This is a genomic window from Pseudomonas sp. MF08875 (assembly GCF_059862525.1).
The window spans coordinates 14,967-36,279 of the sequence record NZ_JCBCUW010000019.1; the positions used below are offsets into that span (position 1 = coordinate 14,967).

General features: G+C 60.8%; 22 protein-coding genes and 1 pseudogene. 13 read left to right on the top strand and 10 right to left on the bottom strand.

Annotated features, from left to right (window positions below):
- Positions 1 to 10: 10 nt before the first annotated feature.
- Positions 11 to 874, bottom strand: a complete 864-nt coding sequence (locus AC19YT_RS13200) for a YicC/YloC family endoribonuclease (protein ID WP_500610435.1) — start codon at positions 872 to 874, stop codon at positions 11 to 13.
- 217 nt (positions 875 to 1,091) lie between these two features.
- Here AC19YT_RS13200 and rph point away from each other — a divergent pair, with 217 nt between their 5' ends.
- Entirely contained in the window at positions 1,092 to 1,814 is a 723-nt protein-coding gene (gene rph / locus AC19YT_RS13205; RefSeq protein ID WP_095108684.1) for a ribonuclease PH, read from the top strand.
- Positions 1,815 to 1,841: 27 nt separating this feature from the next.
- Positions 1,842 to 2,210, top strand: coding sequence for a DUF4870 domain-containing protein (locus tag AC19YT_RS13210; RefSeq protein ID WP_095108685.1), 369 nt, complete (start codon positions 1,842 to 1,844; stop codon positions 2,208 to 2,210).
- Between the two features lie 71 nt (positions 2,211 to 2,281).
- Here AC19YT_RS13210 and crc read toward each other — a convergent pair whose 3' ends face one another.
- Positions 2,282 to 3,061: a catabolite repression control protein Crc gene (crc, locus tag AC19YT_RS13215; RefSeq protein ID WP_095108686.1), complete on the bottom strand. Its 780-nt coding sequence runs from the start codon at positions 3,059 to 3,061 to the stop codon at positions 2,282 to 2,284.
- An 81-nt stretch (positions 3,062 to 3,142) separates the two neighbouring features.
- On the opposite strand from crc, the gene pyrE reads away from it, so the two are divergent.
- Positions 3,143 to 3,787 carry an orotate phosphoribosyltransferase gene (gene pyrE, locus AC19YT_RS13220; protein ID WP_500610436.1) on the top strand — a complete coding sequence of 215 codons (645 nt, stop codon included), beginning with the start codon at positions 3,143 to 3,145 and terminating at the stop codon, positions 3,785 to 3,787.
- A 66-nt stretch (positions 3,788 to 3,853) separates the two neighbouring features.
- Here pyrE and argB read toward each other — a convergent pair whose 3' ends face one another.
- The 4 genes and pseudogenes from argB to coaBC form a co-directional block, all read right to left on the bottom strand.
- Positions 3,854 to 4,759 carry an acetylglutamate kinase gene (gene argB / locus AC19YT_RS13225; RefSeq protein ID WP_095108688.1) on the bottom strand — a complete coding sequence of 302 codons (906 nt, stop codon included), beginning with the start codon at positions 4,757 to 4,759 and terminating at the stop codon, positions 3,854 to 3,856.
- 32 nt (positions 4,760 to 4,791) lie between these two features.
- A pseudogene (locus AC19YT_RS13230) lies at positions 4,792 to 6,168 on the bottom strand (phosphomannomutase/phosphoglucomutase); the annotation flags it as partial.
- Between the two features lie 172 nt (positions 6,169 to 6,340).
- Entirely contained in the window at positions 6,341 to 6,796 is a 456-nt protein-coding gene (gene dut, locus AC19YT_RS13235; RefSeq protein ID WP_500610437.1) for a dUTP diphosphatase, read from the bottom strand.
- Between the two features lie 4 nt (positions 6,797 to 6,800).
- The gene (gene coaBC / locus AC19YT_RS13240; protein WP_095108691.1) at positions 6,801 to 8,009 is read right to left on the bottom strand and encodes a bifunctional phosphopantothenoylcysteine decarboxylase/phosphopantothenate--cysteine ligase CoaBC; all 1,209 of its coding nucleotides are present in this window, start codon (positions 8,007 to 8,009) and stop codon (positions 6,801 to 6,803) included.
- Between the two features lie 131 nt (positions 8,010 to 8,140).
- Here coaBC and radC point away from each other — a divergent pair, with 131 nt between their 5' ends.
- Positions 8,141 to 8,815: a RadC family protein gene (gene radC, locus AC19YT_RS13245; protein WP_095108692.1), complete on the top strand. Its 675-nt coding sequence runs from the start codon at positions 8,141 to 8,143 to the stop codon at positions 8,813 to 8,815.
- Between the two features lie 14 nt (positions 8,816 to 8,829).
- On the opposite strand, the gene AC19YT_RS13250 is transcribed toward radC, so the two are convergent.
- Positions 8,830 to 10,413, bottom strand: a complete 1,584-nt coding sequence (locus tag AC19YT_RS13250; RefSeq protein WP_095108693.1) for an ABC transporter substrate-binding protein — start codon at positions 10,411 to 10,413, stop codon at positions 8,830 to 8,832.
- 542 nt (positions 10,414 to 10,955) lie between these two features.
- Here AC19YT_RS13250 and rpmB point away from each other — a divergent pair.
- The gene (gene rpmB / locus AC19YT_RS13255) at positions 10,956 to 11,189 is read left to right on the top strand and encodes a 50S ribosomal protein L28 (RefSeq protein WP_019410280.1); all 234 of its coding nucleotides are present in this window, start codon (positions 10,956 to 10,958) and stop codon (positions 11,187 to 11,189) included.
- A 12-nt stretch (positions 11,190 to 11,201) separates the two neighbouring features.
- On the top strand, positions 11,202 to 11,357 hold the full coding sequence (gene rpmG / locus AC19YT_RS13260; protein WP_003177274.1) for a 50S ribosomal protein L33: 156 nt from the start codon (positions 11,202 to 11,204) through the stop codon (positions 11,355 to 11,357).
- Positions 11,358 to 11,427: 70 nt separating this feature from the next.
- Here rpmG and AC19YT_RS13265 read toward each other — a convergent pair whose 3' ends face one another.
- Positions 11,428 to 11,640 carry a peptidase inhibitor gene (locus AC19YT_RS13265; RefSeq protein ID WP_095108694.1) on the bottom strand — a complete coding sequence of 71 codons (213 nt, stop codon included), beginning with the start codon at positions 11,638 to 11,640 and terminating at the stop codon, positions 11,428 to 11,430.
- Positions 11,641 to 11,827: 187 nt separating this feature from the next.
- Complete coding sequence (locus tag AC19YT_RS13270) at positions 11,828 to 12,190, bottom strand: cupin domain-containing protein (RefSeq protein ID WP_095108695.1); 363 nt, start codon at positions 12,188 to 12,190, stop codon at positions 11,828 to 11,830.
- 237 nt (positions 12,191 to 12,427) lie between these two features.
- On the opposite strand from AC19YT_RS13270, the gene AC19YT_RS13275 reads away from it, so the two are divergent.
- From AC19YT_RS13275 to AC19YT_RS13300, 6 genes are all read left to right on the top strand, one after another.
- Positions 12,428 to 13,921 (top strand): aldehyde dehydrogenase, encoded by a 1,494-nt coding sequence (locus AC19YT_RS13275; protein WP_095108696.1) that lies wholly within the window; start codon positions 12,428 to 12,430, stop codon positions 13,919 to 13,921.
- A gap of 276 nt (positions 13,922 to 14,197) precedes the next feature.
- Positions 14,198 to 14,527, top strand: a complete 330-nt coding sequence (trxA, locus tag AC19YT_RS13280) for a thioredoxin TrxA (protein WP_003206727.1) — start codon at positions 14,198 to 14,200, stop codon at positions 14,525 to 14,527.
- A gap of 232 nt (positions 14,528 to 14,759) precedes the next feature.
- The gene (rho, locus tag AC19YT_RS13285) at positions 14,760 to 16,019 is read left to right on the top strand and encodes a transcription termination factor Rho (protein WP_095108697.1); all 1,260 of its coding nucleotides are present in this window, start codon (positions 14,760 to 14,762) and stop codon (positions 16,017 to 16,019) included.
- A 141-nt stretch (positions 16,020 to 16,160) separates the two neighbouring features.
- Positions 16,161 to 17,627: a 4-hydroxy-3-polyprenylbenzoate decarboxylase gene (ubiD, locus tag AC19YT_RS13290; protein ID WP_095108698.1), complete on the top strand. Its 1,467-nt coding sequence runs from the start codon at positions 16,161 to 16,163 to the stop codon at positions 17,625 to 17,627.
- On the top strand, positions 17,627 to 18,595 hold the full coding sequence (locus tag AC19YT_RS13295) for a CDP-6-deoxy-delta-3,4-glucoseen reductase (RefSeq protein ID WP_095108699.1): 969 nt from the start codon (positions 17,627 to 17,629) through the stop codon (positions 18,593 to 18,595). The genes ubiD and AC19YT_RS13295 overlap by 1 nt, the downstream gene beginning before the upstream one ends.
- A gap of 201 nt (positions 18,596 to 18,796) precedes the next feature.
- A complete protein-coding gene (locus AC19YT_RS13300; protein ID WP_095108700.1) occupies positions 18,797 to 19,465 on the top strand; it encodes a gamma-glutamylcyclotransferase in 669 nt (222 codons plus the stop codon).
- Positions 19,466 to 19,691: 226 nt separating this feature from the next.
- On the opposite strand, the gene AC19YT_RS13305 is transcribed toward AC19YT_RS13300, so the two are convergent.
- A complete protein-coding gene (locus tag AC19YT_RS13305; RefSeq protein WP_500610438.1) occupies positions 19,692 to 20,669 on the bottom strand; it encodes an NADPH:quinone oxidoreductase family protein in 978 nt (325 codons plus the stop codon).
- 168 nt (positions 20,670 to 20,837) lie between these two features.
- Here AC19YT_RS13305 and AC19YT_RS13310 point away from each other — a divergent pair, with 168 nt between their 5' ends.
- Complete coding sequence (locus tag AC19YT_RS13310) at positions 20,838 to 21,248, top strand: flagellar basal body-associated protein FliL (RefSeq protein ID WP_095108703.1); 411 nt, start codon at positions 20,838 to 20,840, stop codon at positions 21,246 to 21,248.
- Positions 21,249 to 21,313 lie beyond the last annotated feature (65 nt).

Genomic DNA, 21,313 nt, shown 5'->3' on the forward strand with positions numbered 1-21,313 from the left:
GGAGGGTGCCTTACTCAATATTCTGTACTTGTTCGCGCATTTGCTCGATCAACACTTTGAGGTTGACCGCCGCTTGGGTGCTGCGCGGGTCGAAGGCTTTGGAGCCCAGTGTATTGGCTTCGCGGTTGAGTTCCTGCATCAGGAAATCCAGGCGCCGACCGGCGGCGCCGCCGGCCTTGAGGACGCGGCGCACTTCGAGGATGTGGGTGCTTAGGCGGTCGAGTTCCTCGGCCACGTCGCTTTTCTGCGCGAGCAAGACCATTTCCTGCTCCAGGCGCTGCGGGTCGAGGTCGGCCTTCATGTCGGCGAAGCGGTCGAGCACCTTCTGGCGTTGGGTGGCGAGCATTTGCGGCACCTGCACGCGCAGGGTCGCCACGTCTTCTTCTATGGCGTCCAGGCGTTCGTGAATCAGGCGTGCCAGCTCCGCGCCTTCGCGCTGGCGGCCGGCCTTGAGTTCCTTGAGGCCTTGGTTGAACAAGGCCAGTGCCTGGGCGGTGAGGGCCTGCGGGTCGGTGGCGTCGGCTACCAGCACGCCGGGCCAGGCCAGCACTTCCAGCGGGTTGAGGGCGGCCGGTTGTTTTATCAGGCTGGCCACGGTTTCGGCGGCGGCGACCAGTTGGGCGGCGCGCTCGCGGTCAACTTGCAGGGGTTTGCCGGTGCTTTCCTCGGTAAAGCGCAGGGTGCATTCGAGCTTGCCCCGCGATACGCCCTGGCGCAGCGCCTCGCGCACGGCGCCTTCGAGGTCGCGAAAGGATTCGGGCAGGCGTAGGTGAGGTTCCAGATAGCGGCTGTTGACCGAGCGCAACTCCCAGCTCAGGGTGCCCTGGGTGCCGGCGTTCTCGACGCGGGCGAAGGCGGTCATGCTGTGCACCATGGCAGGTACCTCGCGATTCGGAACCGCCGCTGGACGGGGCCGATGGATAAATGATGGCCAACAGGCATTGAAGGGGCCGGATTGTAGCGCAGAGCGGCGGATGCTCCCAAGCCGGGCGTGGCCCACCGGTCACAGCACGGTTTTTTAGGCGTGCCCCGTGGGCGTGGTCGGCACTATAATGCTCGGCAGTTTTCCGTCCCCGTACAGGTGTTCCCCTATGAAACGTCCAAGTGGTCGCGTTGCCGATCAGCTTCGCTCGATCCGCATTACCCGCAACTACACCAAACACGCCGAGGGCTCTGTACTGGTCGAATTTGGTGATACCAAAGTGATTTGTACGGTCAGCGTCGAGAACGGCGTGCCGCGTTTCCTCAAAGGCCAGGGCCAAGGCTGGCTGACCGCCGAGTACGGCATGCTGCCGCGCGCTACTGGCGAGCGTAACCAGCGCGAAGCCAGCCGTGGCAAGCAGGGTGGCCGCACCCTGGAAATCCAGCGTCTGATCGGTCGTTCCCTGCGCGCCGCGCTGGACATGTCCAAGCTTGGCGATGTGACTCTGTACGTCGATTGCGATGTGATCCAGGCCGACGGCGGTACCCGCACCGCATCCATCACGGGCGCCATGGTGGCCTTGATCGACGCGCTGAAAGTCATCAAGAAGCGTGGTGGCCTCAAGGCTGGCGACCCGCTCAAGCAGATGATCGCGGCGGTGTCCGTGGGCATGTACCAAGGCGAGCCGGTGCTGGACCTGGACTACCTCGAAGACTCCGCAGCCGAGACCGACCTTAATGTGGTCATGACCGGTACCGGCGGTTTCATCGAAGTGCAAGGCACTGCTGAAGGCGCGCCATTCCAGCCTGAAGACCTGACCGCCATGCTGGAGTTGGCGAAAAAAGGCATGGCTGAAATCTTTGAATTGCAAAAAGCGGCCTTGGCCGACTGATTGCGCCTCACCCTTAAGGAGCGTGTGATGAGCGATGAACTGCAACCCGTGCCGACTTTAAGCCGCGAGGTCCGTCAGTGGGCGATGTTCTGTCACTTTTCCGCTTTCCTGGGGATGTGGTTCCCGTTCGGCAGCCTGATCGGGCCGTTGATCCTGTGGCAGGTCAAGCGTGAGGTGGACCCGTTCATCGACGCCCAGGGCAAGGAAGCGCTGAACTTTCAGATCACCGTGGCCATCGCCTCGGCCATCTGTTATTTGCTGATGTTCGTGCTGATCGGCTTTGCCCTGCTGGCGTTGGTGCTGATTGGCGCACTCGTGCTGACCATCATTGCCGGGATCAAGGCCAACGAAGGTGTGGCTTATCGCTACCCTTTCACTTGGCGCCTTATCAAGTAGGCTGCGGCAGGATTCACGGCCACAAAAAAACCGACAGCGATGTCGGTTTTTTTGTGGCTGCGAAAAGATGCTTAGATGGTCAGCGTCCAGTCGTAGTCCACGATCAGCGGCGCATGCTGCGAGAACCGTGGCTGGCGCGGCAGGCGCGCGCTACGCACGAAGCGACGCAGGCCGGGGGTCAGTAACTGGTAGTCGAAACGCCAACCCAGGTTGAGCATCTCGGCTTGTTCGTTGTCCGGCCACCAGCTGTATTGGTCGCCTTCGCGGCTGACTTCGCGCAGTGCATCCACGTAGCCCATGTTGCCAACGATCTCGTCCATCCAGGCCCGTTCCGGTGCCAGGAAGCCGGGGGATTGCTGGCTGTCGCGCCAGTTTTTTATGTCCAGCTTCTGTTGCGCCACATACAGCGAGCCACAGTAGATGTACTCGCGGCGTTTACGACGCTGTTTGTCCAGATAACGGGCGAAATCGTCCATTAGCTTGAACTTTTGGTTCAGCTCTTCATCGCCGTTCTGCCCTGATGGAAGCAGCAAGGTCGCGATGCTGACCTTGTCGAAATCGGCTTGCAGGTAGCGCCCGTAGCGGTCGGCTGTCTCGAAGCCGAGGCCGCTGATGACCGCCTTGGGTTGCAACCGCGAATACAAAGCCACGCCACCTTGGGTGGGAACTTCGGCATCACAGGCATAAAGGAAGTAGCCATCCAGTTGGAAGGCTGGGTCGTCCAGTTCAAAGGCGGAGGCGCGGGTGTCCTGCAGGCAGATGACGTCGGCATTCTGAGCTTGCAGCCAACTGAGCAAACCACGCTCGACTGCAGCCTGAATACCATTGACGTTCACACTGATGATCCGCATAAATGGCCCCAAAAATCGCGTGCGTGTATGATACCCGAGCTCTACCTAATTAGCTAAAGCCGTGGTATCTGGGGTTTTTTCATGCAGGCGTATCAGCGCGATTTCATTCGTTTTGCCATCGATCGCGGGGTTTTGCGCTTCGGTGAGTTCACCCTCAAGTCCGGGCGTACCAGCCCATATTTCTTCAACGCAGGTCTTTTCAGCTCGGGTTCGGCACTGGCCCAGTTGGGGCGTTTCTACGCGGCCGCCATCGTTGAAAGCGGTATTGGCTTCGATGTGCTCTTTGGCCCGGCCTACAAAGGCATTCCCTTGGCGGCAACCACGGCCGTGGCTTTGGCCGAACACCACGGGCGCGACCTGCCCTGGTGCTTCAATCGCAAGGAAGCCAAGGCCCACGGTGAGGGCGGCAGCCTGGTGGGCGCGCCGTTGACCGGCGAGGTGCTGATTATCGATGACGTGATAACCGCCGGCACCGCGATCCGCGAGGTGATGCAGATCATTGCTTCTCAGGACGGCGCCAAGGCCGCCGGCGTGCTGATCGCTCTCAACCGCCAGGAGCGCGGCAACGGTGAGTTGTCGGCTATCCAGGAAGTGGAGCGCGATTTCGGTATCCCGGTCATCAGCATCGTGTCGCTGAACCAGGTGCTGGAGTTCTTGGCCGATGACCCCGAGCTCAAGCAGCACTTGCCTGCCGTACAGGCCTATCGCGAGCAGTTCGGCGTCTGATTGGCGCTGTTAAAAAAAGACCCCGCTCAGCCAGGCTGAGCGGGGTCTTTTTGCATGCGCCGCGGCTTAAGGGCGCTTGCGATTGCTGATAAGGGTGCCCACACCGGTGTCGGTGAAGATTTCCAGCAGAATCGCATTGGGCACGCGGCCGTCAATAATCAGCGAACTGCCGACGCCACCTTGTACCGCCTCCAGCGCGCAGCGGATCTTGGGCAGCATGCCGCCGTAGATGGTGCCGTCGGCGATCAGGTCGTCGACTTGCTGGGTGGTCAGGCCCGTCAGGACTTGCCCGGACTTGTCCATCAGGCCGGCGATGTTGGTCAGCAGCATCAGCTTCTCGGCTTTGAGGGCCTCGGCTACCTTGCCCGCCACCAGGTCGGCGTTGATGTTGTACGACTCGCCGTTGGCGCCCACGCCGATCGGCGCGATCACGGGGATGAAATCACCCTTGACCAACAGGTTCAGCAGGTCGGTGTTGATGCCGACCACTTCGCCGACGTGGCCGATATCGATGATTTCCGGCGTGGTCATTTCCGGGGTCTTGCGGGTGACGGTGAGTTTTTTCGCGCGGATCAGTTCGGCGTCCTTGCCCGTCAGGCCGATGGCGCTGCCGCCGTGGCGGTTAATCAGGTTGACGATGTCCTTGTTGACCTGCCCGCCGAGGACCATTTCCACCACGTCCATGGTTTGCGCGTCGGTCACGCGCATGCCATCAACGAAATGGCTCTCGATGGACAGGCGCTTGAGCAAGTCACCGATCTGCGGGCCGCCGCCGTGCACGACCACCGGGTTGATGCCCACGGCCTTCATCAGCACGATGTCGCGGGCGAAGCCGGTCTTGAGCTCTTCGCTCTCCATTGCGTTGCCGCCGTATTTGATGACCAGCGTCTTGCCGACGTAGCGTCGAATATAGGGCAGCGCTTCGGATAGAACCTTGGCGGTGTTGGCAGCGGCGTCGCGTTCGAGGGTCATTAAGGGCTCCGGCAAAACGAGGGATTAGTCGATCAGAACGGCAGTTGAAGGTTGGGGGCTACACGTTTCAATTGGGCGTGGAACACGTCCTTGATGCGTTGCAATTCGGCGTCGTTGTCGGCCTCGAAGCGCAGCACCAGCACCGGTGTGGTGTTGGAGGCGCGAACCAGGCCCCAGCCCTGTGCATAGTCGACCCGAACACCGTCGATGGTGGTCAGGTTGGCGCCGGCGCCCCATTGTGCGTCGTGCAGCGCGTCAATGATGCTGAATTTGCTCTCTTCGGTCACATGGATATTGATTTCCGGCGTGGAAATATCGTTCGGGAAGGTCTGGAACAGGTCTTCGCAGCTTGCCGTTTCCTTGCTGAGGATTTCCAGCAGGCGCGCGGCGCTGTAGATACCGTCGTCAAAGCCGAACCAGCGTTCCTTGAAGAACACGTGGCCGCTCATCTCGCCTGCGAGCAGGGCGCCGGTTTCTTTCATCTTCTTCTTGATGAGGGAGTGGCCGGTTTTCCACATCAGCGGGCGGCCGCCGTATTCCTGGATAAGGGGCGTGAGGCGGCGGGTGCATTTGACGTCGAAGATGATTTGCGCGCCCGGGTTGCGGGCTACCACGTCCCGCGCGAACAGCATCATCAGGCGATCCGGGAAGACGATGCTGCCGGTATTGGTCACCACGCCGACGCGGTCGCCATCGCCGTCGAAGGCCAGGCCCAGGTCGGCGTTGGTTTCCTTGACCTTGGCGATCAGGTCCACGAGGTTTTCCGGCTTGCCCGGGTCCGGGTGATGGTTGGGGAAATTGCCGTCTACCTCGCAGAACAGCGGGATGACTTCGCAGTTCAGCGCTTCAAGCAATTGCGGGGCGATCACGCCAGCGGCGCCGTTGCCGCAATCGACCACCACTTTGAGGCGGCGCGCGAGTTTGACGTCGTCGATGATGTGCGCGGCGTAGCGTTCAAGGATTTGCACCCGGGTCACGCTGCCTTCGCCACGGGTCAGGTCGTTGGTCTTGAGGCGGGTGTGCAGGGCCTGGATTTGTTCGTTGGCCAGGGTGTCGCCGGCGATGACGATCTTGAAGCCGTTGTAGTCCGACGGGTTGTGGCTGCCGGTGAGCATGACCCCGGATTTACCCGCCAGCACGTTGGCCGCGTAGTAGAGCGCGGGGGTGGGCACCAGGCCCACGTCGCTGACGTGGCAACCGCTGTCGCATAGGCCCTGGATCAGTTGCTCGACCAGTTCCGGGCCGGACAGGCGACCGTCGCGGCCGACCGAGATGTGCGGTTCGCCCTGGGCCAGGGTCTGGGCGCCGATGGCCCGGCCGATCCAGTAGGCGGTTTCGCCGGTCAGGGTTTTGGGCACCACGCCACGGATGTCGTAGGCGCGAAAGATGCTGTCGGGAAACGCAGGTGCTACGGGGGCTGCATGGCTCATCGCTGAGGTTGCTCCAACTCAAAGGTTGCTGGACGGGACGACGAACGGCTCGCCGGCGGGTTCAAACTGAAGGGTATGACGGCGTTTTCGCCACAGAGTTCGTGGTGTGAAATGGCCACCCCGGCGGTTGGGGTGGCCTGGTCGGGGCCACTCAGTGGCTGCCGGAGTGGCCGAAACCACCAGCGCCGCGCTGGGATTCATCGAAGGTTTCGACCAGCTCGAAGTGCGCCTGCACCACCGGCACCAGAACCAGTTGGGCGATGCGCTCGCCCACGGCGATGTTGAATGCGGTCTGGCCACGGTTCCAGCAGGAAACCATCAACTCGCCCTGGTAGTCGGAGTCGATCAGCCCCACCAGGTTGCCGAGCACGATGCCGTGCTTGTGGCCCAGGCCCGAGCGCGGCAGCACCAGTGCGGCCAGGCCTGGGTCGCCGATGTACACCGACAGGCCGGTGGGGATCAGCAGGGTCTGGCCCGGCTCAAGGAGGGTGTCTTGCTGGAGCATCGCGCGCAGGTCGAGGCCGGCGGAGCCGGGCGTGGCGTACTGGGGCAGGGGGAATTCGCTGCCGATGCGGGGGTCGAGGATCTTGGCTTGCAAAGCGTGCATGGTGTTAAACCTGGTTCAGTCGGTCGGCGATAAAAGCAATCAGTTGGCGGGCAATCTTGCCCTTGCTGGTCTGGGCGAAAAGGGTGGCGTGCAGTTCGCGGTCGATCACGCTGCAGGCGTTTTCCTCGCTGTTGAAACCAATGCTGGGGTTGGCCACGTCGTTGGCGACGATCAGGTCGAGGTTCTTGTCTTTGAGCTTGCGCGCGGCGTAGTCCAGCAGGTGTTCGGTCTCGGCGGCGAAGCCGACGCTGAAGGGGCGGTCCGGACGGGTTGAGATGCTGGCCAGGATGTCTGGGTTGCGCACCATTTGTAGTAACAGGCCGTCGCCGTTTGTAGGGTCTTTCTTGAGTTTTTGCGGGGCAACCACTTCGGGGCGGTAGTCCGCGACTGCTGCCGAGGCGATGAATAGGTCGCATGGCATCGCAGCTTCACAGGCGGCGAGCATGTCCCGAGCACTGACCACGTCGATGCGGGTAACGCGGTCCGGGGTCGGCAAGTGCACGGGGCCGGTAATCAGCGTGACGCGGGCGCCTGCTTCCACCGCGGCTTCGGCCAGGGCGAAGCCCATTTTCCCGGAGCTGTGGTTGGTGATGTAGCGCACCGGGTCGATGTTTTCCTGGGTCGGCCCGGCGGTGATGAGCACGTGCTTGCCGGTCAGCGCCTGGCGCTGGAAGCAATTGGCAGCGCAGTCCACCAGGTCGTTGGCTTCGAGCATGCGGCCCATGCCGACGTCGCCGCAGGCCTGGCTCCCGGAGCCCGGGCCGAACACACGCACGCCACGGCTTTCCAGCAACTGGGTGTTGGCCAGGGTGGCCGGGTCGCGCCACATGGCTTGGTTCATCGCGGGGGCGATGGCGATGGTGGCGTCGGTGGCCAGCACCAGGGTGGTCAGCAAATCGTTGGCGATGCCTTGGGCCAGGCGCGCAATCAGGTCTGCGGTGGCGGGCGCGATCAGCACCAGGTCGGCCCAGCGGGCCAGTTCGATATGACCCATTGCCGCTTCGGCGGCCGGGTCGAGCAAGTCCAGGTGAACCGGGTGCCCGGACAACGCTTGCATGGTCAGCGGGGTGATGAACTCACTGCCACCGCGGGTCATGACCACACGCACTTGCGCGCCCTGGTCGATGAGCCGGCGAACCAGCTCGGCGCTCTTGTAGGCAGCAATGCCGCCGCCAACGCCCAGAACAATGCGTTTCCGATACAGCCGCTGCATAGGCCTGCCTTTGAGTTCAGTGATGACTGCGCGCGATGTCCCTCCCCAGGCCAAATCACGCGCAAAAAAGATGGGCTACGATAACACAGCGACCGCTATGGAACAGCGGCGCCCATCCACAAGGAGGTGCTATGAGCATCCGCAATTGGCCTGCCGCGGAGCGTCCGCGAGAGAAGCTTTTGGAGTCCGGCGCGGCGACGCTTTCTGATGCTGAACTGCTGGCGATTTTTCTGCGTACCGGGGTAACGGGCAAGAGCGCCGTCGATCTGGCGCGCCACCTGCTCCTGCAATTCGGCAGCCTGCGGGCGCTGTTGGAGGCGGATCTGCCGGCGTTCAGTCGACAGCTGGGGCTTGGGCCGGCTAAGTTCGCCCAATTGCAGGCTGTGCTGGAAATGGCGCGCCGGCACCTGGCAGAAAAGCTCCAGCGCGAATCGGTACTGGAGAGCCCGGAGGCAGTGCGCGACTACCTCAAGGCGTTACTGCGCCATGAACCCCATGAGGTGTTTGGTTGCTTGTTCCTGGACGCCAAGCACCGGGTGCTGGCGTTTGAGTCGCTGTTTCGCGGCACCATCGACAGCGCCAGCGTCTACCCCCGGCAAGTGGTCAAACGGGCGCTGGCGCACAACGCCGCGGCGTTGATCCTGGCCCACAACCACCCTTCGGGTGTCGCCGACCCCAGCCCTGCGGACCGGGTGCTGACCAAGCGCCTGCAAGAGGCGCTGGAGTTAGTTGACGTGCAGGTGCTGGACCACATCATCGTCGGGGGCGAAGACCCGATATCCATGGTGGAGTACGGCTGGATGTGACGATGCGGCGCCCATCATTTGACGCTGACTTTCGAAAAGTCCTGACGGCCGAATGGGCTGACCGAATAGCCTTCGATATTTTTGCGGGTCAGGGCAAACGCAGTGGGGTGCGCCAGGGGTACCCACAGCGCCTGTTGCTGGATTTGCGTCTGCGCCTGTTCGTACAACTTGCTGCGTACACCTTGCTCGCTGGTGGTCTTGCCAGCGCTGATGAGCTTGTCCAGGCCTGGGTCGCAGTAACGGGCGAAGTTGGTGCCCGATTGCACGGCCGCGCAGGAAAACTGCGGGGTCAGGAAGTTGTCCGGGTCGCCGTTGTCGCCGGCCCAGCCCATGAACAGCAGGTCATGTTCCCCGGCCTTGGCCCGACGAATCAGTTCGCCCCACTCGATCACGCGGATTTCCGCTTGGATGCCGACCTCTGCCAGGTCCGCCTGGAGCAATTGCGCGCCAAGGCTGGGGTTGGGGTTGAGCAGGCTGCCGGAGGGGCGCGTCCAGAGAGTGGTTTTGAAACCGTCCTTGAGGCCGGCCTTGGCCAGTAACTCCCGAGCCTTGGCAGCGTCGTGGCCATAGCCCGGCAACTCCTTGGCGTAGCTCCAGGTATTGGGTGGGTAAGGGCCGTTGGCGGCTTCGGCGGTGTCCTCGAACACGGCTTTGAGGTAGCTGGTTTTGTCGAACGCCAGGTTGATCGCCTGGCGCACTTGCGGTTTGTCCAGAGGCGGATGCTGGCTATTGATGGCGATGAATGCGGTCATGAATGCGGGCGTGTGCTCGACCTTGAGCGTCGGGTCCTGCCGGGCGGTGTTCACGTCCAATGGTTTGGGCGAGAGGGCGATCTGGCATTCATTGCGTCGCAGCTTTTGCAGCCGAACGTTGGCATCGGGGGTGATGGCGAAAATCAGGTTGTCGACCGCAGGCTTACCGGCGAAGTAGTCGCGGTTGGCCTTGTAGCGGATCACTGCGTCTTTTTGAAAGCGCGTGAAAATAAACGGGCCACTACCGATTGGCTGATTGTTGAGCTTCTCGGGCGTGCCGGCCTTGAGCAATTGGTCGGCATACTCGGCGCTATAAATAGAGGCGAAACCCATGCTCAGGGTGGCCAGAAAGGTGGAGTCCGGGTGGTCGAGGGTAAAGCGCACAGTGAGAGGGTCGAGGGCGTCGATCTTTTTAATCAGCGCGGGCAACTGCATCGATTGCGCATGTGGGAAGCCGCTTTGTGCGATTTTGTGCCATGGGTTTGCAGGATCAAGCATGCGGTCGAAGCTGAACTTCACGTCTTCGGCGGTCAGCTCGCGGCTGGGGTTAAAGTAGTCCGTTTTATGGAACTTCACCTGCGGATGCAGCTTGAACACATAGCTGAGGCCATCCGGGGAAATTTCCCAGCTGTCGGCCAGGCTGGGGACTACCTTGCCACTGGCGGTATCGAAGTCCACGAGGCGGTTCATCAATACATCGGCCGAGGCGTTGGTGGTGGTCAGCGAGTTGTACTGCACCACGTCGAACCCTTCCGGGCTGGCTTCCGTGCACACGCTCAGGGCGGCGGCATGGGCCAGCGGGCTTAGGAACGGAGCCAGCAGCAGGGGCAGGGCGGCGAGACGCATATTCGGTGTCCTTTGCAGATCGAGGGCCCATCTGCGCGCGCAGTCTGGAAAAGTCCTACCCTAGTGGCGTCTTTTGGAAATGACTATCCTATTTTTCATTTTGTTTCGGGCAGTGCATTTACGTCATCGACCGCGGGTCATTGGTCGGTTTTTTGTTTTTGTTGAATCGCTCCCGCACGGCGCCTGCGATGGTTGTGGGGCCCCGGCTGCTGGAGGGCGTTTACTCCGGTGATGGCGGTCGGGCCTTGCCGGGCGGGCGCAAGACCGCCTCGGGCGATGAGCGGCGCAGCGTATTTCGGCTGTTTGGCGGGCGCTCTAGCGCCGATAAAGCAGCCGTCGCGCAAAAGCAAAATCACATGGGCTGTTGTTGCTCTGAGGTCTTTCTGGTATAAAGCAGCGCTCTTTTCTAGGGGCCCGGTTCCTTCGCTTGTAGGTGTAGCCGGTAAGACCCTTAAAGAAACGCGGCGCCTGGCGCCAAATGACTGAGAGATTAAGCGGCCAACCCATGCCGGGTTGGGCATGTGGTTTTAGAGGGCTGAGGCATGTCGAGAGTCTGTCAAGTTACCGGTAAGGGTCCGGTGACTGGGAATAACATTTCCCACGCAAACAACAAAACCCGTCGTCGTTTCCTGCCAAACCTGCAGCATCACCGCTTCTGGGTTGAAGAAGAGAAACGTTTCGTGCGTCTGCGCGTATCTGCCAAAGGCATGCGTATTATCGACAAGCGTGGCATCACTGTCGTGCTGGCCGAAATCCGCCGTGCTGGCAAGATCTAAGGGAGCTAAATCATGCGTGAATTGATTCGTTTGATCTCGAGCGCCGGTACTGGTCACTTCTACACTACCGACAAGAACAAGCGCACGACTCCGGACAAAATCGAGATCAAGAAATATGATCCGGTTGTTCGTAAGCACGTGATCTACAAAGAAGGCAAAATCAAGTAATTGATTTGGCCTCCTTTAAGAAAAAGGCCCGTATCGCGAGATACGGGCCTTTTTCTTTGCCTGTTTTTACTCAGCCGCAGTTGATGCTACGGATAATCTTGTCGGCATCGGTTTGCAGGTTTATGCGGGTTGGGCGTCGATCCCAGGTGGATGGGAATCGTGGGCCGGTGAACCTTACCTGTGCTCCATTGGCCTTTTGACGAACCTCGGCGAGCAGCTCTTCGGTGGCGAGCATACCGATGGCGTATTGAGCGATAGAAATATCGCATGTGTTATCGGGCATTTTTTGCTTCCTTGCGTGACTGTTCATGGGGAAGCGCCCTATCGATCAACCGGCGAATACCGCTTCCTGCGATATTCGGTAGCGATTGGATTTTCAGAGCGCTGAAAACAGTGTGGTCGCCAAGTCATGAATTGCCTGGCCTGGGTTCTGCATAAGTGTTTCCAGATGCTGCCTGGTGAAGGCGCCGTCAGGCTTTTTGCTCGAACACCACGTAGATTTTCCGACAGGGTTGTAACACTTCCCAGGTGCCTCGGAACCCGGCCGGAATCACAAATCGGTCCCCCGCCCGCAGGGTCTTTGCATTGCCGTCGTCGTCACGCAGGACGGAGACGCCCTGGATGATCTCGCAGTATTCATGTTCGGTGTAATTGACCCGCCATTGCCCGGCATCGCCCTCCCATACGCCCGCGTTCATCTGGCCGCAGGGGCTGTTGTAGTGGTTGTAGAGGGTTTGCTGTGGGTCGCCCTTGAGGATTTTTTCCTCGGTGGGGCGATAGCGTTCCGCTGGGGTATTGGCTTGGCTGAAGTCGACAATCTCTTGGATACCCATTGCTGTTTTCTCCCGTGATTGCGGCGCGGATGGCTGAAAAGTCCGAAGTCTATGTTTATTAAAATGAACATCGCAAGGCGCTGCAGGGGCCTTGTGTCAAATATATTGAAACTTTGGCGGCCGCTGGTTTAGGGTGGCGGTTGCCTTGGGCCGATGTGAAGGCTGGCCGGGCAGAATTCCTGAAGGTGCCTGCATAGAACGCACAGCGCCTGTATTCAACAAGAGGAGGACACACGTATGACCACCCTGACTCGTGCCGACTGGGAACAACGTGCTCGTGATCTGAAGATCGAAGGCCGTGCCTATATCAATGGCGAATACACTGCTTCGGTTTCCGGCGACACCTTTGAATGTATCAGCCCGGTCGATGGCCGGCTGCTGGGCAGCATCGCCAGTTGTGACGTCGCCGATGCGCAGCGCGCTGTGGAAAACGCTCGTGCCACCTTCAATTCCGGCGTGTGGTCGCGCCTGGCGCCGAGCAAGCGCAAAGCCACCATGATCCGCTTTGCCGCCCTGCTCAAGGACAACGCCCAAGAGTTGGCCCTGCTTGAAACCCTCGACATGGGCAAGCCCATCAGTGACTCCCTGGGCATCGACGTGCCCGGTGCTGCCCAGGCCTTGAGCTGGAGCGGCGAGGCGATCGACAAGATCTACGATGAAGTGGCTGCCACGCCCCATGACCAATTGGGCTTGGTTACCCGTGAGCCTGTGGGCGTGGTTGCGGCCATTGTGCCGTGGAACTTCCCACTGATGATGGCCTGCTGGAAACTCGGCCCGGCGCTGTCCACCGGTAACTCGGTGGTGCTCAAGCCCTCTGAAAAGTCACCGCTGACGGCCATCCGTATCGCTGCATTGGCGGTTGAAGCGGGTATTCCCAAGGGCGTGCTCAACGTGTTGCCGGGTTACGGCCACACCGTGGGCAAGGCCCTGGCCCTGCATAACGATGTCGATACCCTGGTGTTCACCGGCTCCACCAAAATCGCCAAGCAACTGCTGATCTACTCCGGCGAATCCAACATGAAGCGGGTGTGGTTGGAGGCGGGCGGCAAGAGCCCGAACATCGTATTTGCCGATGCCCCGGACCTACAGGCCGCGGCCGAGTCTGCCGCCGGCGCTATTGCCTTCAACCAGGGCGAAGTCTGCACCGCTGGCTCGCGCCTGCTGGTGGAGCGCTCGATCAAGGATAAATTCCTGCCGCTGGTGATCGAGGCGCTCAAGGGCTGGAAGCCCGGCAACCCGCTGGACCCGGCCACCAATGTCGGCGCGCTGGTCGATACCCAGCAGATGAACACCGTGCTGTCCTACATCGAGTCCGGCCATAGCGATGGCGCCAAACTGGTGGTGGGTGGCAAGCGCATTCTCCAGGAAACCGGTGGCACCTATGTTGAGCCAACGATTTTCGACGGCGTCAGCAATGCGATGAAAATTGCCCAGGAAGAGATCTTTGGCCCGGTGCTATCGGTGATTGCCTTCGACTCGGTCGAGGAAGCCATTGAGATTGCCAACGACACGCCTTATGGGCTGGCGGCGGCGGTGTGGACGTCCAATATCTCCAAGGCGCACCTGACAGCCAAGGCGTTGCGTGCGGGCAGTGTGTGGGTCAACCAGTACGATGGCGGCGATATGACCGCGCCGTTCGGTGGCTTCAAGCAGTCCGGTAATGGCCGTGACAAGTCGCTGCACGCCTTTGACAAGTACACCGAGCTGAAGGCGACCTGGATCAAGTTGTAACCCGGCAACCCCGCCCAAAAACAGGCTGCGACCCATGTCGCGGCCTGTTGTGCTTCTGGTGAGGCATTTCGCCATCAAGCTCACTTCCTCTCTTACTTCGAGCGCGAGGCTACGGTGCGGTCAGAATTTTCTGCTGTAATTAGCGGAATGTGCGGCATTGCCCTATACCCAAAGCCATGAATTGCCATAGTGATAGTCAATCATCTGCGGCTTCCTGAACGGGGGAAGGGCGGCTATGATGGGCCACGTTTTTTTGCTTACAACCTGGAGACTTCCATGAGCAGCGATCTTATCAAACACGTTAGCGACGCTAGCTTCGAGGCTGACGTACTCAAGGCCGAAGGCGCTGTATTGGTCGATTACTGGGCTGAGTGGTGTGGCCCTTGCAAAATGATCGCGCCAGTCCTGGACGAGATTGCTGAAACCTACAAAGGCAAACTGACCGTTGCCAAGCTGAACATCGACGAAAACCAGGAAACGCCAGCCAAGCATGGCGTGCGTGGTATCCCGACGCTGATGCTGTTCAAGAACGGCAATGTCGAAGCCACCAAGGTCGGTGCGCTGTCGAAGTCGCAGTTAGCAGCCTTCCTCGACGCCAACATCTAAGCCTGATGAAAAGCCCCGCAAATTGCGGGGCTTTTCATTGTTCAGGGCTAGACGCTCCTAAATTCAGGTGTTACATTCGGCCCCGCACTGGTTTCTCCATTGCCCCCTGCAAGCCGTCGCCGACGCTCTCCTTTCGATTAGTACGCGATCCTGTCGCCTTCTCCGCGGCGCGGCCTCATTAAGCCAAAAGCTTAATTTCCCCCCCCTCCATAAATGATTACGTCATTCCTATATGAATCTGACTGAACTCAAGCAAAAGCCGATTACCGAACTGCTCGAATTGGCCGAACAGATGGGCATAGAAAATATGGCCCGTTCGCGCAAGCAGGACGTGATTTTCTCTCTGCTCAAAAAGCACGCGAAAAGCGGCGAGGAAATCTCCGGTGATGGCGTGCTGGAGATTCTCCAGGACGGCTTCGGCTTCCTGCGCTCCGCTGACGCTTCCTATCTGGCGGGCCCCGACGACATCTACGTCTCGCCGAGCCAGATCCGCCGTTTCAACTTGCGCACCGGTGACACCATCGTTGGCAAGATCCGCCCTCCCAAGGAAGGCGAGCGTTATTTCGCACTGCTCAAGGTCGATACGATCAACTTTGATCGTCCCGAGAACGCGAAGAACAAGATTCTCTTCGAGAACCTGACCCCGCTGTTCCCGACCGTGCGCATGAAAATGGAAGCCGGCAACGGTTCCACCGAAGACCTGACCGGTCGCGTGATCGACCTGTGTGCGCCCATCGGCAAGGGCCAGCGCGGCCTGATTGTGGCTCCGCCGAAAGCGGGCAAGACGATCATGCTGCAGAACATCGCTGCCAATATTGCGCGCAACAACCCGGAAGTTCATCTGATCGTGCTGTTGATCGACGAGCGCCCGGAAGAAGTGACCGAAATGCAGCGCACCGTGCGCGGCGAAGTGGTTGCCTCGACGTTCGACGAGCCGCCAACCCGCCACGTGCAGGTTGCCGAAATGGTGATCGAGAAGGCCAAGCGCCTGGTCGAGCACAAAAAGGACGTGGTGATCCTGCTCGATTCCATCACCCGTCTGGCCCGTGCCTACAACACCGTGATCCCGAGCTCCGGCAAGGTCCTCACCGGTGGTGTCGATGCCCACGCCCTGGAAAAACCGAAGCGTTTCTTCGGCGCTGCGCGCAACATCGAAGAAGGCGGTTCGCTGACCATCATCGCCACCGCGCTGGTTGAAACCGGCTCGAAGATGGACGAAGTGATCTACGAGGAGTTCAAGGGCACCGGCAACATGGAGCTGCCTCTGGATCGCAAGATCGCGGAAAAACGCGTCTTCCCGGCCATCAACATCAACCGTTCCGGCACCCGCCGCGAAGAGTTGCTGACCGCCGACGACGAGTTGCAGCGCATGTGGATCCTGCGCAAGCTGCTGCACCCGATGGACGAAGTCGCGGCTATCGAGTTCTTGATCGACAAGCTGAAACAGACCAAGACCAACGATGAGTTCTTCCTGTCGATGAAACGCAAGTAATTCGAGCGGGACCGCAAAAGGCCGGGGAAACCCGGCTTTTTGCTGTCTGACCCTTTATCATCGGGCAGCTCACTATTCGTAACAGGTGGCTTCGGCGCTAAACTCGTGCCCCGAACGCCACGGCCAAAACGAGGCTCAAGCATGCAGTATCGCGACTTGCGCGACTTTATCAGCGGTCTGGAAACGCGCGGCGAACTCAAGCGCATCCAGGTTCCGGTGTCTCCTGTGCTGGAAATGACCGAGGTCTGCGACCGCACCTTGCGTGCCAAAGGCCCGGCCCTGCTCTTTGAAAACCCCACCGGCTACGACATCCCGGTGCTCGGCAACCTGTTCGGCACTCCCGAGCGCGTGGCCCTGGGCATGGGCGCCGAAGCGGTCAGCGAGCTGCGCGAAATCGGCAAATTACTGGCCTTTCTCAAGGAGCCGGAGCCGCCCAAGGGCCTGAAAGACGCTTGGTCCAAGCTGCCGATCTTCCGCAAGATCATCGCCATGGCGCCCAAAGTGGTCAAAGACGCGGTGTGCCAGGAAGTGGTCATCGAAGGTGACGACGTCGACCTGGCGATGCTGCCCGTGCAGACCTGCTGGCCTGGCGATGTCGGCCCGCTGATTACCTGGGGCCTGACCGTCACCAAAGGCCCGAACAAGGACCGCCAGAACCTGGGCATCTACCGCCAGCAGGTGATTGGCCGCAACAAGGTCATCATGCGCTGGCTGAGCCATCGCGGCGGTGCGTTGGATTACCGCGAATGGTGTGAAAAACATCCGGGCCAGCCGTTCCCTGTTTCCGTGGCGCTGGGGGCGGACCCGGCCACCATCCTGGGTGCCGTCACCCCGGTGCCCGACAGCCTTTCCGAATACGCCTTCGCCGGGTTGTTGCGTGGCAACCGCACCGAACTGGTGAAATGCCGCGGCAACGACCTGCAAGTGCCGGCCACCGCCGAGATCATCCTCGAAGGCGTGATCCACCCTGGTGAAATGGCCGACGAAGGCCCTTACGGCGACCACACCGGCTACTACAACGAAGTCGACAGCTTCCCGGTGTTTACCGTCGAGCGCATCACCCACCGTATCAAGCCGATCTACCACAGCACCTACACTGGCCGCCCGCCCGATGAGCCGGCGATCCTCGGCGTGGCGCTGAACGAAGTGTTCGTGCCGATCCTGCAAAAGCAGTTCCCGGAAATCACCGACTTCTACCTGCCGCCCGAAGGCTGTTCATACCGCATGGCGGTGGTGACCATAAAGAAGCAGTACCCGGGGCACGCCAAGCGCGTGATGCTGGGGGTCTGGTCGTTTTTGCGGCAGTTCATGTACACCAAGTTCGTTATCGTCACCGACGACGACATCAATGCCCGGGACTGGAACGACGTGATCTGGGCCATCACCACGCGCATGGACCCCAAGCGCGACACGGTGATGATCGACAACACGCCGATCGACTACCTGGACTTCGCCTCGCCGGTGTCCGGCCTGGGCTCGAAAATGGGCCTGGATGCCACCCACAAATGGCCCGGTGAAACCACCCGCGAGTGGGGCCGGGTTATCGTCAAGGACGAGGCGGTCACCCGCCGGATCGATGCCATCTGGAATCAGTTAGGAATAGATTGATGCGTGTAACCTTGCAGCCCTCCGGAGCAGTGCTTGAGATATTGCCCGGCGAGCGGATCCTCGATGGCGCACGGCGCCTGGGCTACGAATGCCCGCAAAGCTGCCGCAATGGCAATTGTCACGTGTGCGCCGCGCTGCTGGTTGAAGGCCGCGTGCAACAGGCCGGCGCGGTGCGCGACCACGGCGAGTTCTACACTTGCATTGCCGAGCCGCTGGAAGACTGCATCGTGCTGTGGGATGGCGTGCTTGCGCTGGGAGAACTGCCGGTGCGCAGCCTGTCGTGTCAGGTCAGTGAGTGCGTGGAGGTGGGCGGCGATGTCTGGCGTGTGCGCTTGCGCACCCCGGCCGGCAAAGCGCCGCGTTACCACGCCGGGCAGTACCTGATGCTGGAGCGCGAGAATGGCGAGAAATCGGCCTTCTCCCTGGCCTCCGCCCCCCACGCCGGGCGGGATCTGGAACTCCATGTACTGGTGCGTGAAGCCAGTGCGCAAACCCTCATCGAGCAACTGCAACGCAACCCATTGGTGCGAGTGGAAATGCCGTTTGGCGACACTCACTTGTCGCAACTGCCGGACGGCCCCCTGGTGCTGATCGCGGCCGGCACTGGCATGGCGCAGATGCACAGCCTGATCGAGCACTGCCGCGCCAAGGGCTTCAAGCATCCGGTGCATCTGTACTGGGGCGTGCGCCGCCCTCAAGATTTCTACGCCATCGAACACTGGGACCAATGGCAACAACTGCCCAACCTCTACCTGCACAAAGTGGTCAGTGACCTGTGTGGCTGGGACGGGCGCTGCGGCATGCTGCATGAGGCGGTGTGCGAAGACATCCAGGACCTGTCCTCGGTTTACGTCTATGGCAGCGGCTCGCCGGCAATGATCTACGCCACCCTCGATGCCCTGGTGGACGCCGGCATGGACCCCCACCAAATGCGTGCGGATGTATTTGCCTACGCTCCTCGCGACTGAATCCTGGCGCGTTATAACTCGCTATATAGCTGATCGGTATTTATTCAAACGGATAGATATCGTTAGGCTATATAAAACAAAGGTTGAATTTAAAAACTGTGCCATGGCACTTAATTTGCCTTAAAACTTATGTGCCTTATTGTTACAGCGGTGCGTTCTATTAAGTAATTCTTCACTGCGGGGAGCTCAACGCTATTCGCCATGAGTGCCATTGAATCTGCTCTTGTGAATCCGGTTTATCCGCCGCGGCTCGATCTGGGGTCGCCCCTCACCCACGAACAACTGATGAGCTCGATGCAGGCCACCCTGGCCCGCCATCGCGGTGGCCCGGTGTGGCTGTTTGCCTACGGCTCGTTGATCTGGCGCCCCGAATGCTCGGCGGTGGAACGGGTGCGCGGCCGGGTCCATGGCTATCATCGCGGCCTTTACCTGTGGTCCCACGAACACCGTGGCACACCGGAACGCCCCGGCCTGGTCTTCGGCCTGGATCGCGGCGGCTCGTGCAGCGGCTTCGCCTACCGACTCCCGCAAGAGCAATTGCAAGATTCCCTCTACGCCCTCTGGCAGCGCGAAATGCCCGTGCCGTCCTACCGGCCCCACTGGCTCAACTGCCGTCTTGAAGACGGTACGCGCGTGCAGGCCCTGGGGTTCGTACTGGAGCGCCACCTGCCCAGCTACGCCGGCAACCTGCCCGACAGCGTGCTGAGCCAAGTCTTCGAAAGTGCCTGCGGCCGTTATGGCACCACCCGTGACTACGTCGAGCAAACCGTCAATGCCCTACGCAGCCACGCCATGCCTGACCGTAACCTGGAAGCCCGCCTCAAGCGCTGCCGCGACGTGGCACAACAGACGCTGGCGGCCAGTATCTGACGGCTAACTCCTCCTTTCTGGGCGTTGACGGGTGCTTTGCCAGATAGCGCGTTAGAGCCCACTCGAAAACATATGTTTGATGAGCGGGCGCGCCATTGCAGAGAGGCTAGAGCAGTGTGAAAAACTGGGGGAGGGATGTGGGTTAGTTGTCCTGGCGGACAAGCGATGGCTTGTAAGAGGGGAGCCCGAGCCACCCCTACGGCAGCCCGGGCCCTCCAACCACCGATCAGCGCACCTGCACCACTACTTTACCCACGGCTTTGCGTTGGCCGAGGTCGTTGATGGCTTGGGCGGCGTTGCTCAGAGGGTAGAGCTGCGAGACCAGGGGTTTGAGCTTGCCTTCGGCGAACCAGCCGAACAGTTGCTGGAAGTTGGCGGCGTTGTCCTGGGGCTGGCGTTGGGCGAAGGAGCCCCAGAACACGCCGACCACCGCCGCGCCTTTGAGCAGGGCGAGGTTGACCGGCAGTTCGGGGATACGCCCGCTGGCGAAGCCCACCACCAGCAGGCGGCCGTTCCAGGCGATGGCGCGGATAGCCTGGTCGAAGAGGTCGCCGCCCACAGGGTCGTAGATCACGTCGGCGCCGTTGCCGTCGGTGAGGCGTTTGATTTCGTCCTTGAGGTTAGTGGTGGTGTAGTTGATGAGTTCATCGGCGCCGGCGGCTTTGGCCACGGCGAGTTTTTCTTCGCTGCTGGCGGCGGCGATCACGCGTGCGCCCATGGCTTTGCCGATTTCCACGGCGGCCAGGCCCACGCCACCAGAGGCGCCGAGCACCAGCAGGGTTTCGCCCGGTTGCAGGTGGGCGCGCTGCTTGAGGGCGTGCATGGAGGTGCCGTAGGTCATGCTGAAGGCGGCGGCGGTGTTGAAGTCCATGGCGGCGGGGATCGGCAGGACGTTGTAGCCCGGCACCGCGACTTGTTCGGCGAAGCTGCCCCACCCGGTCAGGGCCATGACCCGGTCACCGATCTTGAGGTGGCTGACCTTCTCGCCCACGGCGCTGACCACGCCCGCGGCCTCGCCGCCCGGGGAAAACGGGAAGGGCGGTTTGAACTGGTACTTGCCCTCGATGATAAGGGTGTCCGGGAAGTTGACCCCGGCGGCATGTACCTCGAGCAGGATTTCATTCTTCTTGGGCTCGGGACTTGCGACGTCTTCCAGCACCAGCGTTTCGGCGGGGCCGAAGGCTTTGCACAGCACGGCTTTCATCAGGGCTATTCCTTTGGGAGTGATGGCCGATAAGTGTAGGTGTGGGTGTCGGGCGGTCAACGAGCATGCCCGGCCCTGATAGCTGGCCATAAGCTTGTACTTAAGTGGCGGATCGCTATCCTAGTGGCCAGTGTGGCCATAGGCCTCAAACCGGATAAGGAGTGAATTGTGAAAGCGTGGATCCTGTTGCTGCTGGCCCTGTCTCTGCCCACGGCCGCGATGGCCGAGGAAGCAGCCAAAGAAGGCGCGGCGCCGAAAGTCAGCTATATCAGCCTGACCCCGCCCTTCGTCGGCAACTATGGCCTGGACGGCAGCCCCAAGCTCAAGGTGTTCAAGGCTGACGTGGCCCTGCGCGTGACGGGCGAGGAGGCGGCCAAAGCGGTCAAGGCCAACGAGCCGTTGATCCGCAATCAATTGGTGGCGCTGTTTTCCCAGCAAACCACCGAAACCATGAGCAACGTCGAGGCCAAGGAAAAGCTGCGCCAGGAAGCGCTCAAGCAAACCCAGCAAGTGATGAACGACGAAACTGGCAAGCCCATGGTCGATGACCTGCTGTTCAACAACCTCATCATCCAATAACCCGCCGTGTAGCAAGCGGGCTCGCCCGCGCTGGAGCGCACCGCGCGCCTAGTGCCCGTTGCTCA